At 69.2% G+C, this 15,146-nt stretch carries 11 protein-coding genes; all 11 read right to left on the minus strand.

Going from position 1 to position 15,146, the window contains the following annotated elements:
* Positions 1-17: 17 nt before the first annotated feature.
* The 11 genes from ACFYNP_RS20930 to ngcE all read right to left on the minus strand — a co-directional run bounded on the left by ACFYNP_RS20930 (position 18) and on the right by ngcE (position 14,956).
* Positions 18-1,169 (minus strand): hypothetical protein, encoded by a 1,152-nt coding sequence (locus tag ACFYNP_RS20930; protein WP_388787111.1) that lies wholly within the window; start codon positions 1,167-1,169, stop codon positions 18-20.
* Between the two features lie 201 nt (positions 1,170-1,370).
* Entirely contained in the window at positions 1,371-2,867 is a 1,497-nt protein-coding gene (locus ACFYNP_RS20935; protein ID WP_388417634.1) for an ArnT family glycosyltransferase, read from the minus strand.
* 72 nt (positions 2,868-2,939) lie between these two features.
* A complete protein-coding gene (locus ACFYNP_RS20940; protein ID WP_388787113.1) occupies positions 2,940-4,433 on the minus strand; it encodes an amino acid permease in 1,494 nt (497 codons plus the stop codon).
* A 149-nt stretch (positions 4,434-4,582) separates the two neighbouring features.
* Positions 4,583-6,508, minus strand: coding sequence for a 1-deoxy-D-xylulose-5-phosphate synthase (dxs, locus tag ACFYNP_RS20945; RefSeq protein ID WP_388417628.1), 1,926 nt, complete (start codon positions 6,506-6,508; stop codon positions 4,583-4,585).
* Positions 6,509-6,685: 177 nt separating this feature from the next.
* The gene (locus ACFYNP_RS20950; protein ID WP_388787115.1) at positions 6,686-7,990 is read right to left on the minus strand and encodes a sugar ABC transporter permease; all 1,305 of its coding nucleotides are present in this window, start codon (positions 7,988-7,990) and stop codon (positions 6,686-6,688) included.
* Positions 7,987-8,775, minus strand: a complete 789-nt coding sequence (locus ACFYNP_RS20955) for an ATP-binding cassette domain-containing protein (RefSeq protein WP_100576034.1) — start codon at positions 8,773-8,775, stop codon at positions 7,987-7,989. The genes ACFYNP_RS20950 and ACFYNP_RS20955 overlap by 4 nt, the downstream gene beginning before the upstream one ends.
* A gap of 194 nt (positions 8,776-8,969) precedes the next feature.
* Entirely contained in the window at positions 8,970-10,085 is a 1,116-nt protein-coding gene (locus ACFYNP_RS20960) for a sugar ABC transporter substrate-binding protein (RefSeq protein WP_388417622.1), read from the minus strand.
* 121 nt (positions 10,086-10,206) lie between these two features.
* On the minus strand, positions 10,207-11,406 hold the full coding sequence (locus ACFYNP_RS20965; RefSeq protein ID WP_388787117.1) for an ROK family protein: 1,200 nt from the start codon (positions 11,404-11,406) through the stop codon (positions 10,207-10,209).
* 228 nt (positions 11,407-11,634) lie between these two features.
* Entirely contained in the window at positions 11,635-12,549 is a 915-nt protein-coding gene (locus ACFYNP_RS20970) for a carbohydrate ABC transporter permease (protein WP_388787120.1), read from the minus strand.
* A gap of 10 nt (positions 12,550-12,559) precedes the next feature.
* A complete protein-coding gene (locus ACFYNP_RS20975; protein ID WP_388417614.1) occupies positions 12,560-13,486 on the minus strand; it encodes a carbohydrate ABC transporter permease in 927 nt (308 codons plus the stop codon).
* Between the two features lie 45 nt (positions 13,487-13,531).
* Entirely contained in the window at positions 13,532-14,956 is a 1,425-nt protein-coding gene (gene ngcE, locus ACFYNP_RS20980) for an N-acetylglucosamine/diacetylchitobiose ABC transporter substrate-binding protein (protein WP_388417611.1), read from the minus strand.
* Positions 14,957-15,146: the final 190 nt, after the last annotated feature.

Genomic DNA, 15,146 nt, shown 5'->3' on the forward strand with positions numbered 1-15,146 from the left:
GTGCGCTCGTCGTCGCGTCAGACCTGCTGCCAGGCCTCCAGGGCCAGGCCCCGCTCGTCGGTGCGCTGGCGGGTGATCCGCAGGCCGCCGTCCGGGGTGAACACGCCGAGGACGATGCGGCCCTCCGCGTCCAGGGTCAACGCCGGGGCGCCCGCGCAGACTTCGCCGGTGGGTGTCCAGCTGACCCCGGCGCTCTCCTGCTCGGTGGGGTAGGCCGCTATCGCGGGCCGCCCGTCGCGGTCGCGCTGGGCGAGCACCGTGCAGTCGACGCCGTCGATCTCCTTGCGCAGCACCGCGACCGGACCCGTGCCCTTGCCGCCGAGCGACTCGACCGGGCCGTCACCGCGCCAGGCGCGCACCTCGCCGGACTTCGCGTCGCGCAGGAAGAAGGTGACCCGGCCGTCCTCGCCGGTCTCCAGGCCGGTGACGGTGGCCGTCTCCGGGGTGCCCGGCAGCTTCTCGATCCGCTCGAACTTGGCGTCCGCCGCGGCCCGTTCGAAGCGCATGATGCCGTTGTCGGACGGGGCGTGGATGACCATCCGGCCGCCCGCCGACGCGACGACCGATATCGAGCGGTCGGCGCCGTTGCCGTTGAGGTCGGCCCAGCCGGCCCACTTGCCCGACGGCTCCTGGCCGCGCGCGGAGACGCCGCCGAAGGCGTTGCGCACCACGATCTGCGCGTTGCCGTTCGAGTCCACGCCCACCGAGGGGTGGCCCATCTTTAGGCCGAGCTTCCAGTCGCGCCGCGGGTAGGGCGAGCCCACCACGGCCCAGTTCTTGACCGGGCGGCCCGACTGGTACTGGATCGCGTGGACCAGCTCGGTCCAGGTGGCGCCGTCCTCGATCGGGGTGTGGCGCAGCGCCGCCAGGTGGACGTAGCCGTCGGCGCCCTGGGCGATCGAGAGGTGGCCCTGGAGGCCCTTGCCCGGTGCGACGAGTTCGGGGCCGGTCCACGCGCCGCCCGGCCGGGACTCGGTCCAGCGGGCCACGCCTTCGCCGGCGGGAGCGTACGCGGTGAGCCGGCCGTCCTTGCCGAGCCGGAGCCAGTCGGTGACCGTGGGCCGGCCGTCCTCGGCCACCACGACAGGGGTGGCGGCGACCGGCGCGGTGACGATGCCGCCCGCCCTCGCGGGCTGTGCGCCCGATGCCTGTCGAGACCTCTGTGCCATGGTCCGCGACCACCTTTCCCCACCGGATCCGCGCGACGCGTCCGGGTCCAGCAAACCAGCGACTTTCAGCGACCATAACACTGGTCACGGCCCCCGATTTCCCCGGGATTTCCGTCCCGACGTGCGGCTTTTCGCCACCGGTCACCGGCGTCCGGCCCCCGCTCCACCCGTCGCCGTTCGCCCGGCCGGGTGAGGCGGCGCTCAGCGCGCGCGCACGTAGAGGACGGCCCCGTCCACGACCGCGGCGCGCTGGTACCGGGAGTCGAGGAAGCGCCGCAGGCTGGGGAGGTGGTCGGGTGCGAAGGGCAGGCCCCGCGAGTCGTCGACGACGAGTGCCGGGGGGCGGCCGGCGAGTTCGCCGCGGAACACCGGCCAGGCCCCCGCGACCCCGTACCTCTCGCCCACCTGGGGGCCGTCCCGGCCGCCGCTGTAGTTGGTGAGGAGGCCCGCGGTCAGATAGCGGCTCGCGGGGGCGCGGCCGGCCAGCCAGTACGTCTCGGGGTGTATGCCCCACACCAGGACCCGGTCGGCGGGGCCGGTGCGGGCCTCGACGGCGGCGGCGAGGCGCTCGGTGTGGGCGAGGTCGGGGCGGGGGGCGAGCAGGCCCCACAGCAGGAAGAGCGCGCACGCGCAGGCCGAGGTGAGCAGGGCGCTGGTGAGCCGGTACGGCGGCAGGATCTGGAGGGCGCCGGTGGCGAGCAGCACCAGGGGCGGGATGAGCTGGAGGTAGTAGTGCCCGAAGAAGTGGAAGCCGAGCAGCACCGCGCCGGCCGACGCGAGCAGCCAGAGCCACAGGTCGACGGCGCCGGTCCGCGCGATGCGCAGCACCCGTACGACCGGCGGCAGGAGCCCGGCGCAGCCCGCGGCCAGAATGAGGGTGTTGGTCAACCCCCTTGCCAGGACGTGGAGTTCGGATCCGGTGAAGGAGGCGTACGACGAGGATCCGGTGACCGTCCAGAACAGGAAGCGGGAGGGGCCGGTGAGCAGGGCCGTCGCGACGACGGGGAGCACCACCCCGACTCCCGTACGCAGCAGGGCGTTTGGGCGTCCGTACGGGTGCCGGTACAGCAGCCACAGGACGGGGGCGAGGGCCGCGCCGCCGGTCTGTTTGGTGAGGCAGGCCCCGGCGATCGCGAGGCCGGCCCTCGTCCACTGGCCGCGGTCGGCGCAGCGCACCGCGGCCGCGGTGAACGGCAGCATGAACACCTCGAAGGTCGCGGCCTGGGCGTCCTCGGGGTTGAGCCCCACTGAGACGAGCAGATACAGCACGCCCGCGGCGCGGCCCGCGCGGTCGCCCCAGCGGCGGCGCGCGGTGGAGGCCAGCGCGAGCGCGGTGAGGAGCTGGGCGGCGACGGCGGCCAGGCGCAGCGGGCCGAGCGAGCCGTCGCCGCACAGCGCGAACGCGGCCTCGTACAGCCAGGGCAGCAGCGGCGGTTTGCGGTCGACGACGGTGGCGTACAGGGTGCCGCCGCTCGCCAACTGCCGTGCCTGGACGGCGAGATAGCCCTCATCGGGGTTCCACAGCGGATGCCGGAACGAGGGGACGCGGGTGACGAGGGCGAGCACGGTGAGGACCGGGAGCAGCCGCCGCCAGTAGGGGGCCGGGGCGGGGCCGGTCGGGCCGGTGGGGCGGTGGCGCTGGCCCGGCAGCACGCTCGTGGTCACGGATCGTAGTGAGGGTGACGGCTCGGCGAGCATGCGTGCCACCCTATGCGGCCCCGTACGCCCTGATCACGCGGACATACGGGGCCGCGTGGAATCGGGCGCCGGTTACGGAGCGTCGCGCGCGGCGCGCTTTTCGACGATGCTGTGCCGGCGGCCGTAGGCGAAGTAGATGACGATGCCGATCGCCATCCACACGGCGAACCGGATCCAGGTCTCCGCCGGCAGGTTGATCATCAGCCACAGCGAGGCGGCCGCCGCGAGTCCGGGGACCCACGGCACCAGCGGGGTGCGGAAGGCGCGGGGCAGGTCGGGGCGGGTGCGGCGCAGGATGACGACGCCGATCGAGACGATGACGAAGGCGAACAGGGTGCCGATGTTGACCAGTTCGGCGAGTTCGCTGAGGCTGGTGAAGCCGGCCACGATCGCGATGATCACGCCGAGCAGGATCGTCGGCCGGTGCGGGGTGCGGAAGCGCGGGTGGACGTGTGAGAAGAACCGGGGCAGCAGCCCGTCCCGGCTCATCGCGAAGAACACCCGGGTCTGGCCGAGCAGCAGGATCATGCACACCGTGGTGAGGCCCACGGCGGCGCCGAAGCTGATGACGCCGGCGAAGACGGGGTGTCCGACGGCCTTGAACGCGTCGGCGAGCGGCGCGTCCACCGAGAGCTCGGTGTAGTGCTGCATGCCGGTGACGACGATGGACACGGCCACGTAGAGGACCGTGCAGATCAGCAGGGAGCCGAGGATGCCGCGCGGCATGTCCCGCTGCGGGTTCCTGGTCTCCTCGGCGGCGGTGGCCACGACGTCGAAGCCGATGAAGGCGAAGAAGACGACGGAGGCGGCGGTGAAGATGCCCATCACGCCGAAGTTGGTGGGTGCGTACCCGGACATCAGCTGGATGAGCGGCGCCTTGAGGTCGCTGCCCGCGCTCTGCGGCTGCGCCGTGGGGATGAACGGCGAGTAGTTGGAGGACGTGATGAAGAACGCCCCCGCGACGATCACGATCAGGACGACGACGACCTTGACGGCGACGACGACCGAGGTGACCCGGGCCGAGAGCTTCATGCCGAGCACGAGGATGACGGTGAGCACGAGGACGAGGGCGGCGGCCAGGATGTCGAAGCCGAAGCCGTGTGCGCCGTCCCGGCCGCTGAGCGCCTCGGGCAGGTGCCAGCCCGCGTTGTCCAGGAGCGAGCGCACGTATCCGGACCAGCCGACCGCCACCACCGCCGTGCCCAGCGCGAATTCGAGCACCAGGTCCCAGCCGATGGTCCACGCCGGGAGCTCGCCGAGCGAGGCGTAGGAGAAGGTGTAGGCCGATCCGGCCACCGGCAGCGTCGAGGCGAACTCGGCGTAGCAGAGCGCGGCGAGCGCGCACACCACGCCCGCCACGACGAACGCGATGGAGACCGAGGGCCCGGCGTTCTCCTTGGCCACCTTGCCGGTGAGGACGAAGATGCCGGTACCGATGACGACTCCGACCCCGAAAACCGTCAGGTCGAGCGCGGACAGGGACTTCTTGAGCGCGTGTTCTGGCTCCTCTGTGTCCTGGATTGACTGTTCGATCGATTTGGTCCGGAACAGACCTCTACTGGCCACCCGTGCACCTCCGCTAGCTCATCGTCCTCGCCATGATCGGGAGGAGGGGAGGTACGGGTACCGGGCTGGGCGCGTTTTTCACGCGAACGGGCCGGACCAATCACCCGTACAGGCAGATCGGTCCGGCCCTTCGGCCCGTCGTCGCATGATCAGTCGCGGGCGGGCTCCACCGCGGCGCGGCTCTCCTCGTAGCGGCCGTCCAGCTTGGAGACCAGACCGGTGACCTGACGTGCGATGTCCGGCGCGGTCAGACCGATCTCCGTCATGACCTCGCCGCGCGAGGCGTGGTCGAGGAAGCGCGGCGGGATGCCGAAGTCGCGCAGCGGGACGTCCACGCCCGCGTCGCGCAGCGCCTGGCTGACGGCCGAACCGACGCCGCCCACCCGGCTGTTGTCCTCGACGGTGACCACGACGCGGTGCTTCTCGGCGAGCGGCGCGAGCGCCTCGTCGACCGGCTTGACCCAGCGCGGGTCGACCACGGTCGTGGAGATGCCCTGGGCGTCGAGCAGGTCGGCGATCTCCAGGCACATCGGCGCGAGCGCGCCGACGGAGACCAGGAGCACGTCCGGGCGGACGGCACCGGCTGCGGGCTCCCGCAGCACGTCCATGCCGCCGATGCGGCCGACCGCCTGGACGGCCGGGCCGACCGCGCCCTTGGAGAAGCGCACCACGGTCGGCGCGTCCTCGACCTCGACGGCCTCGCGCAGCTGGGCGCGGACCTGGTCGGCGTCGCGCGGGGCGGCGATCCTGAGGCCCGGCACGACCTGAAGGATCGACATGTCCCACATGCCGTTGTGGGAAGCGCCGTCGGTGCCGGTGACACCGGCCCGGTCGAGCACGAAGGTCACCCCGCACTTGTGCAGGGCCACGTCCATCAGGACCTGGTCGAAGGCGCGGTTGAGGAAGGTGGCGTACACCGCGAAGACGGGGTGCAGACCGCCGGTGGCCAGGCCCGCGGCGGAGACCGCCGCGTGCTGCTCGGCGATGCCCACGTCGTAGACGCGCTCGGGGAAGGCCTTGGCGAACTTGTCGAGGCCGACCGGCTGGAGCATGGCCGCGGTGATCGCGACGATGTCCTCGCGCTCCTTGCCGAGCTTGACCATCTCCTCGCCGAACACCGAGGTCCAGTCGAGGCCGGAGGTCGACACCGGCAGGCCGGTGTCCGGGTGGATCTTGCCGACCGCGTGGAAACGGTCGGCCTCGTCCGCGAGCGCCGGCTGGTAGCCGCGGCCCTTCTCGGTGAGGCAGTGCACGATGACCGGGCCGCCGAAGCGCTTGGCGCGCTGGAGGGCCGACTCCAGGGCGTCGATGTCGTGGCCGTCGATGGGGCCGACGTACTTGAGGCCCAGGTCCTCGAACATGCCCTGCGGGGCGATGAAGTCCTTCAGGCCCTTCTTGGCACCGTGCAGGGTCTCGTACAGCGGCTTGCCGACGACCGGGGTGCGCTCCAGGAGGTCCTTGCCCTTGGCCAGGAAGCGCTCGTAGCCGTCGGTGGTGCGCAGGGTGGCCAGGTGGTTGGCGAGGCCGCCGATGGTCGGCGCGTACGAGCGCTCGTTGTCGTTGACCACGATCACCAGGGGGCGGTCCTTGGCGGCGGCGATGTTGTTGAGCGCCTCCCAGGCCATGCCGCCGGTGAGGGCGCCGTCGCCGATGACGGCCACCACGTGGTCGTCCTTCTTCAGCACCTCGTTCGCCTTGGCGAGGCCGTCGGCCCAGCCGAGGACGGTGGAGGCGTGGCTGTTCTCGATGACGTCGTGCTCCGACTCGGCGCGGGCCGGGTAGCCGGACAGACCGCCCTTCATCTTCAGCTTGGAGAAGTCCTGCCGCCCGGTGAGCAGCTTGTGGACGTAGCTCTGGTGTCCGGTGTCCCACAGGACCCGGTCCCGGGGCGATTCGAAAACGCGGTGCAGCGCGATGGTCAGTTCCACCACGCCGAGGTTCGGACCGAGGTGTCCGCCGGTCTTGGAGACCGCGTCCACCAGGAAGGTCCGGATCTCTGCCGCCAGCTGGTCGAGCTGCTCCGGGCTGAGCCGGTCAAGATCGCGCGGTCCCCTGATACGGGTAAGCAGCGGCACCCGTGCCTCCTTGCATCCGTGCTGGTCGAGCATGCCGATCCGTTGAGTCTAATGTTCCGCCCGTGGCCGCGGGCCCGGGGCGGTGCGTTGTGTGTCACCCGGGTGGCTGACGGGCACTCGCACACACGGACGTGCCCGGCGCCTCCTGGGCACCGGGCACGTCGGGAAGCGGGCAGGTCAGGCGCGGCCCGCGGACTTCTGGGTCTTCCGGGTGATGGCGTCGATGATCACGGTGATCAACAGCACGCCGCCGGTGATCATCTGCTGGATCGCGGCGGCGACGCCTTCGAGGGCGAGGCCGTACTGGATCGAGGTGATCACCAGGACGCCCAGCAGGGCGTTCCAGGTGCGGCCGCGGCCGCCGAAGAGGCTGGTGCCGCCGATGACGGCCGCCGCGATGGCGTTCATCAGGAGGTCACCGCTGCCCGCGCCCTGGTTGGCCGCGCTGATCTTCGAGGCGAGGAAGAGGCCGCCGACGGCCGCGAAGGTGCCGGAGATGGCGTAGACCGAGGTGCGGACCATCACGATGTTGATGCCGGCCCGGCGCGAGGCCTCGACGCTGCCGCCGAGCGCGAAGATCATGCGGCCGTACGAGGTGCGGCGGAGCACGAAGTCCGTGAGGATCAGCACCGCGAGGAAGATCACCACGGCGAGCGGCAGGCCCTTGTTCTGGTTGAACATGTAGGCCACCGCGAAGGCCACCACGGCGAGCAGCGCCGTGCGCAGCACGATCTCGCTGAGCGGCCGCGACGGGACGCCGGCGGCCTCGCGGCGGCGGCTGTCGAAGAACGCGGACAGGAAGTACACGGCGACGGCCACCAGGGCCGCGCCGTAGGCGACCGCGACGTCGCTGAAGAAGTAGTTCGACAGGTTGTAGAAGACGCCGGAGCCGCTGGTGTTGATCGTGCCGTTGTCGCCCAGGATCTTCAGCATGAAGCCGTTCCAGAACAGCAGACCGGCCAGCGTCACGGCGAAGGCGGGGACGCCGATGCGCGCGAAGATGAAACCGTGGATGGCCCCGGCGACCGTACCCGTGAGGACGGCCAGGATCAGCGCCAGCCACTCGGGCGTGCCGTGCAGGACGCTGAGCACCGCGAAGGACGCGCCCGCCACACCGCTGACCGAGCCGACCGACAGGTCGATCTCGCCGAGCAGCAGCACGAAGACGATGCCGACCGCGATCATGCCGGTACCGACCATCGCCACCGAGATGTCGGACAGGTTGCCCGCGGTGAGGAAGTTCGAGTTCAGGCTCTGGAAGACGATGCAGATGATGATCAGGCCGACGATGACGGGCAGCGCGCCCAGCTCACCGGCCCGTACCTTGCGCTTGAGCTCGCCGAGGTAGCCGGCGAAGCCCTGCTCGCGCACGAGCAGGCGCGGGTCGACCGCGGCGGAGGCGGCGTCCGCGGCGGGCGGCGCGTCGACCGGGGCCGTGGCCGGCTTGCCGAGGTCGGTCGGGGAGGTCTTGTCGGTGCTCACTTCTGAACCTCCGCGTTGCGCGCCGCACGGCGGGTCACGGCGTTGTCCGTGGCCCCGGTGATGGCGGAGATGATCTCTTCCTGCGAGGTGGTCTTCACGTCGAAGACACCGTTGTTCCGGCCGAGCCGGAGCACCGCGACCTTGTCGGCGACGGCCTTCACATCGGCCATGTTGTGGCTGATGAGGACGACCGCGTGGCCGCGCTGGCGCAGCCGCTCCACCAGGTCGAGGACCTGGGCGGTCTGCTCGACGCCGAGCGCCGCGGTCGGCTCGTCGAGGATGACCAGCTTGGGCTCGCCGAGCATCGAGCGGGCGATGGCCACGGTCTGGCGCTGGCCGCCGGAGAGCGAGGCGATCGGGATGCGCACGCTCGGGATGCGGATCGACAGCGTGGTGAGCAGTTCGCGCGAGCGGCGCTCCATCTCGACCTCGTCGAGGACGCCGCGCTTCTTCAGCTCGCGTCCGAGGTAGAGGTTGCCGACGACGTCGATGTTGTCGCACAGCGCGAGGTCCTGGTAGACCGTCGCGATGCCCAGGGTCTGGGCGTCGTTCGGCTTGCCGATCTGGACGGCCTTGCCCTCCCACTCGATGACGCCGTCATCGATGGGGTGCACGCCGGCGATCGTCTTGACCAGCGTGGACTTTCCGGCGCCGTTGTCGCCCACCAGGGCGACCACTTCACCGGCGTGGACCTCAAGCTCTACGTCGGTGAGCGCCTGAACGGCACCGAACCGCTTGGAGACCCCGCGCAACGCCAACACGGGCGTAGCGGACACGTGAACCATCTCCTTCGCCGCCTGACCGGCGGGGATGCCGCGCCCGAAGGGGTGGGGGCGCGGAGGTCGAGCAGAAGAGAACAGCAAGAGCCGAAACGTTCCGTCCGGCGCCCCCGCCGCGGCGGGGGCTGAGCGGGCGCGGGGCGCCGGAGGGTTTCGGAGGGCTCAAGTCCCTTGGATGGCAAGGGACTTGGCGAGAAGAACTACTTGAGGCCCGCCGCGTCGCAGGCGGCCTTGTAGTTGGCGGTGCAGATCTCGGCGACCGTGTAGATCTTGTCCTTGATCACGGTGTCGTTGATGTTGTCCTTGGTCAGCGAGACGACCGGGACGATGTTCGACGGGACGGCCTGGGTGGTCGGCGAGTCGATCTTCTTCGGGGCGAGCGAGCCGAGGTCCTGGCCCTTGGCGAGCTTGACCGCCATCTCGGCGGCGATCGCGTCCTCCTGCGGGTAGGACTTGTAGACGCTCATGTACTGCTCACCCGCGAGGATCCGCTGCACGCCCGCGAGTTCGGCGTCCTGGCCGGTGACCGGCGGGAGCTTGGCGAGACCGGCGGCCTTGAGGGCGGTGATGATGCCGCCCGCCATGCCGTCGTTGGCGGAGTAGACGCCGATGACCTTGTCCTTGCCCAGGGCGGAGAGCGCGCCCTCCATGTTGGCGTTGGCGTTCTCGGGCTTCCACTCCTTGGTGTCGTACTCCTTCCCGATGTTCACCTTGCCGTCGAGCTCGGCGTGGGCGCCCTTCTTGAAGAGCGCGGCGTTCGGGTCGGTGACGGCGCCGTTCATCATGACGATGTCGCCGGACTTGGCCTTGTCGCCCAGGGCCTGGAGGAGGGCCTTGCCCTGCACGTGGCCGACTTCCTCGTTGTCGAAGGACACGTAGGAGTCGATGGGGCCCTCGGCGAGGCGGTCGAAGGCGACGACCGGGATGCCGGCCTGCTTGGCCTTCTTGACCGAGGCCGCGATGGCCTTGGAGTCGACCGAGTCCACGATGAGCGCGTCCACCTTGTTGGTGATCATCGTGTCGGCCTGCTGGTTCTGCGTCGTCGCGTCCTGCTTGGCGTTCGCGTAGACGATCTGGCCCTTGCCGTTGGTCAGTTCCTTGACCTTGGCCTCGATCAGCGGCTTGTCGAACTTCTCGTAGCGCGCGGTCTGGTTCTCCGGGAGCAGCAGACCGATCTTGAGGTCGTCGCCCTTCTTGGCGCTGTCGGACGACTTGGTGCCGCCGCCCGACTCCTTGGCGCTGCCACAGGCGGCGAGTGTGACGGCCATCGCGGTGGCGGCAACGGCTACAGCGGCACGACGCATGTTCGTGTTCACTTCAGAAACCTCCCTGACGAGGCCGCGACGTTGCGGCCGAGGTGGCTGGAAGTCAACTCGGCGTTAAGCCCACCGTCAAGGAGTAAATCCTTAACGAGATGACAACGGTGCCATCCGTTATCTAAGTGAAGGCAGGCGCCGAGGCGGGGAGTGCACTGTCCAACAGGGTCGAATCCCCCATTTCACTCAGTACGAGGGCCAGCGCGCCGAGCACTTCGGCACGTCCTCCGAGGGCCCCCGGAAGGACCGACAACTGCCGCGCGGCGCTGGGGATCGCATACCGCGACACGGAGTCCCTGATGGGACCCAGAACCAGCTCCCCGGCCTCCGCCAGATCGCCTCCGAGGACCACCCGGCTGGGGTTGAGGAGGTTGCACAGGTTGGCGACGCCGCTGCCGATGTGGCGTCCGACATCGGCGATCACCCGGCGGCAGCCCGGGTCGCCCTCACGGGCCATCCGGACCACCCGCTCCATCGTCAAGTCTGCCCCGTGGCTGGATTGCAGCAAGGGGAGCACATAGCGGGCGGCGGTGAAGGTCTCCAGGCAGCCGCGGTTGCCGCAGCGGCACACCGGCCCCGACTCGTCCAGGGTGATGTGCCCGATCTCCCCCGCGGTGCCGCCGGGCCCCCGGTAGATCTGCCCGTCGATGACCAGGCCCGCGCCCACACCGCTGGCCACCTTGATGTACGCCAGGTCGCGCACCCCGCGCCCGGCGCCCCAGACCAGCTCGCCGAGCGCGCCCAGGTTGGCGTCGTTGTCGACGTACACCGGCACACCCAGGCGCCCGGCGAGCTCCTCGCTGGGGTTGATGCCGGTCCAGCCCGGCAGGATCGAGGTGGAGCCGAGCGTGCCGGACTCCACGTCGATGGGCCCCGGGACGCCCAGGCCCACCCCGATGACCTTGTCCTGGCCGATGCCGGTGGCCGCGATCAGCCGGTTGACCAGCTCTTCCGCCCGGCCGAAGCCCTGCGCGGAGGAGGCGTCGACGTCGAGCGGCTCGGACTCCTCGGCGAGTACCTGATGGGCCAGGTTGCCGACCGCGACCCGCAGGTGCGTATGGCCGAAATCGACGCCGATGACGATGCCGGCCGAGCCGCTGAGCGAGACGCTGCGGGCCCGCCGGCCGCCGGCCGAGGTGGGGGTGACCTCAACGGTCCCGCCGTCCTTCAGCTCGCGCACGATGTTGGAGACGGTGGCCGCGGACAGGCCCGTCGCTCTGGCGATCTCGGCCTGGGTGAGCGAGCCGGCCATGCGCACGGCCCGTACGACCCGCTCAAGGTTGGCCCGGTGCAATGACGTCTGCGACCCCGGAGTCTCCATCGACTCATCCACTCCCACCGTAGGCGGGCGGCACGACGGCCGCCCCCGCACGGAGCCGCAGCAATGAGGCCCCGTCTTTTCTCCAACATGTGAACCCTAAGCTCAGCCTTCAGGGTGGTCTCCCGTCAAGACCTGAGCAGACGCGGTACCGATCGGGGAACGCACGACCGCCCGTGGGCGCGGGGCCCATGGGCGGTCGGGGGGAAGAAGGCGGCTGCGAAGGGGCGGCTACTTGAGCGCTCCCGCGGTCAGGCCCGCCTGGACCTGCTTCTGGAAGACGATGTACACGGCGAGCACGGGCAGCATCGCGATCGACAGGCCCGCGAAGAGCGCGCCCCAGTCGCCCTGGTAGCCCTGCTGCACGGCGAGGTCGGCGAGGCCCTGGGTGAGCACCCAGTGGCTGGTGTCGCCCTGGTTGAGCACCAGGGGCAGCAGGTACTGGTTCCACTGGCCGAGGACGTTGAAGATGCCGATGCTGATGATGCCGGGCTTGGCCATCGGCAGCATGATCTGGAAGAACGTCCGGGTGTGCGAGGCCCCGTCGATCAGCGCGGCCTCGGCGACGGTGGTCGGCAGCGTACGGAAGAACGCCGTCATGAAGAACACCGTGAACGGCAGCGAGTACGCGATGTAGATGAGCACGAGCCCGGGCAGCGTGTTCAGGATGCCCAGGTTCTTGCTGACGAAGAACAGCGGGACGAGCACCATCACCACGGGGAACGCCATGCCGCCGACGAACAGGAAGTAGATGAACCTGTTGCCGGGGAACTCGAAGCGGGCCAGCACATAGGCCGCCATCGAGCCGAGCAGCATCGTGCCGAAGGTCGAAAGACCCACCACGAAGGCCGTGTTGAGGAAGTACTGCCCGATGTTGGCCTTGCTCCAGGCCCGCGACCAGTTGTCGAAGTGGAACTCCGTGGGCAGCGACCAGGGGTGGGTGAGGATGTCCCCGGAGGTCTTGAACGAGCTCCACAGCGCCCACAGCAGGGGTACGCCCACCATGAGCGCCCAGACCAGGAGGAACACGTGGGAGAAGGCGTTGAGCACGCCTCCCTCGCTGCTGCGCCACTTCCAGCGGGCGGCGCTGGCGGTGGGCGGTACGGCGGCCTTCTCGCCGTCCACCTGCATCGTTTCGGTCGTCATCGCGCCACCCCTAGAACTCGATCCGCTCGCGGCGCGAGAGCCGCATGCTGAGAATGGCGAACACCAGGGTCACGATCAGCATCGCGACACCCATGGCGGCGGCCATTCCGTACTGGCTGTTGTCCCGGAACGCCGTCTTGTAGAGGAGCAGCGGGACCACGTCGGTGGATTCGTCGGGGCCGCCGACGTTCACCGACATCAGCTGCACGTAGATGAACGCGTCCATCGCGATGATGCCCATGTAGACCCAGGCGGTGGCGACGGTGTCCCGCAGCAGCGGCAGGGTGATCCGGAAGAACGTCTTGACCCGGGAGGCGCCGTCCAGCAGGGCCGCCTCGTAGATCTCGCCCGGGATGGAGGCCATGCCGGCGGAGAACAGGACGACGTAGAAGCCGACGTTGGCCCACACCATCACGACCATGATGCAGATCAGCGCGATGCTGGAGTCGCCGAGCCAGGACTGCTGGAGCGAGCTCAGACCGACGCTGGAGAGCAGGGAGTTGAGCATCCCGTTCTCGGGGTCGGGGTTGTAGATCTGCTGCCACAGGATCGCGATGATCGTGATCGAGAGGACCTGCGGGAAGAAGAAGATCACCTTGTAGAGGCCGGAGCCCCGCACGCCGGCGACCCCCGCAGAACCTCTGCGACGGCCGCCGACATTCAGCATGAAGGCAAAGAAGAGACCGAAAGCCAGCGTGACGACCGGCACGCAGAGCAGCAGAAGGACGTTGTGCCACAACGCCTTCCAGAAAAGATCGTTGTGGATCAGCTTCTGATAGTTGTCCAGACCGATGAAGTTCTTCTCGGGGGTCAGTCCGCTCCAGCTCGTCAGCGAAATCTGGAAGTCCTGGAGGAAGGGCGAGATCACGAGGACCCCGTACAGCGCCAGGGGAATTGCCAGGAATCCGATGATGAACCGGTACTTGCCGTGTCGCATGTCGCCGGTCGCTCTCGTCTCAGCCAGTAGTGGTAAGCGACCTCGTCAGAGGTGCTTGAACTTCGGGACGGAGGAATCCTTCTTGGTGTCGTCCGAAGCCTTCTGGGCCTTGTCGATCCATTCGGCCGCCTTGATCTTGCCGGAGAGCAGGTCGAGGGTCAGGTTGCCGATGGTTTCGTTGTTGAGCTTCTTGTACCAGTCCTGGAGCCGGGAGTTGAGGACATTGGGTCCTGCCGCCTTCAACGCGGCGTTCGCCGAGGTCAGGCCCGGCGTCAGGGAGAGGCCGTCGGCGGCGCCCTGGACACAGGTCAGCGACTTGATGGCGTTGGTGAAGTTGGTGGTCTGCTTCTTGCTGAGCATGATGCGCAGCAGTTCCATGCCACCGGTGGGGTTCTTGCCGTCCTTGGCCACGATGAACGGCTCGCCGGCGGCCGCGTACAGGGCGCCGAAGGGCAGCTTGTCGTTCGGCCCGGAGCCGATGAGGGAGCCGACCGCGAGGTCGAAGTCCTTCGGCATGGTGGGCGCGGCCTCGTTCTCCACCCAGGAGCCGTCGGCCACCATCGCGGCGCGGCCCTGCGTCCAGGCGGTCTGCATCTGGATGTGCGTCATGCCCTCGGAGCCCTGGAGGAAGTAGCCCTGGCCCGCCAGCTCCTCGTAGTACGAGATGACTTCCTTGACCGCGTCGGTCTTGAAGGCACCGTCGTCGAGGTTGTCGATCGCGTTGAGCGCTTCCTTGCCGCCGACCTTGCCGATCTGGTGCAGCAGGTCGAAGTGCACGTAGTACGGGTACTTGCCCGGGTACGTGAACGGGGCGATGCCCGCGGCCTTGATCTTCTTGCAGAGCGCCAGCATGTCCGAGAAGGTCTGGGGGTAGGTCCAGCCCTTGTCCTTGAACAGCTTGTTGGAATAGAAGGTGCCGTAGACGGTGAACGCGTAGTTGAACGCGTACAACTCCGGTGATCCGAACTGGCCCTGCTCGATGGTGCCGGCGATCAGGACGTCGCGCACCTTCTTCGAGGGGTCGTCGATGGTCGGCGCGTCCAGGAGGGGGGTGAGGTCCTGGAGCTTGCCGGTCTTGGCGAGGGCCGCGGTGTCGAGGTTGTCGGCGCCGGAGTTGTCCATGAAGTCCGGCGGGGTGCCGCCGGCGAATCGCGGCTGGAGCTTCGGGCCGATGGCCTGCGTACCGGTGTGCTTGATCGTGATGCCGTACTTGGCGTTGTAGTCGGCCTCGGCGGACTTGATGTAGTCGTCGCCGAAGCCGCCCTTGAAGACGAACGCCTCAAGAGCCGTGCCCTTGTTGACACCCAGCGGGTTGTCCGCCGACTTGGTGCCCTGCGAGCTCGGCTTCTTGGTGGTGTCACCGCCGTCGGAACTGGCACATGCGCTCAGCAGCGACGTCGCCGGCACCGCCAGCAGGCCGATTGCCATGGCCCGCTTGAGTGCGTCACGGCGGTTGATCTCGGATCCCATGCTCAAGTCCTCGCCTTCTCCAGGACTCATGCGGTGCAGCGGAATCCGCCGACGCCCGCGAACAGTTGAAGCGTGAGTGATCTCGTACATCCATCGCGGAGGCTGCCCGGTCCCGGGCCGACCGGCCCGCACGCGTTCCCCCCGCCCGCGTTCAGCGGGTTGCCCGGACGCCGACAGGTATAGTCCACTT

Source organism: Streptomyces sp. NPDC006691, from assembly GCF_042869955.1.
Taxonomy (GTDB): Bacteria; Actinomycetota; Actinomycetes; order Streptomycetales; family Streptomycetaceae; genus Streptomyces.

Excerpts from the sequence above, each read along its gene's own strand:
- ACFYNP_RS20930 (WP_388787111.1), bottom strand. The coding sequence starts at position 1,169 with ATGGCACAGAGGTCTCGACAGGCATCGGGCGCACAGCCCGCGAGGGCG.
- ACFYNP_RS20935 (WP_388417634.1), bottom strand. The coding sequence starts at position 2,867 with ATGCTCGCCGAGCCGTCACCCTCACTACGATCCGTGACCACGAGCGTG.
- ACFYNP_RS20955 (WP_100576034.1), bottom strand. The coding sequence starts at position 8,775 with ATGGTTCACGTGTCCGCTACGCCCGTGTTGGCGTTGCGCGGGGTCTCC.
- ACFYNP_RS20965 (WP_388787117.1), bottom strand. The coding sequence starts at position 11,406 with ATGGAGACTCCGGGGTCGCAGACGTCATTGCACCGGGCCAACCTTGAG.
- ACFYNP_RS20970 (WP_388787120.1), bottom strand. The coding sequence starts at position 12,549 with ATGACGACCGAAACGATGCAGGTGGACGGCGAGAAGGCCGCCGTACCG.
- ACFYNP_RS20975 (WP_388417614.1), bottom strand. The coding sequence starts at position 13,486 with ATGCGACACGGCAAGTACCGGTTCATCATCGGATTCCTGGCAATTCCC.
- ngcE (WP_388417611.1), bottom strand. The coding sequence starts at position 14,956 with ATGGGATCCGAGATCAACCGCCGTGACGCACTCAAGCGGGCCATGGCA.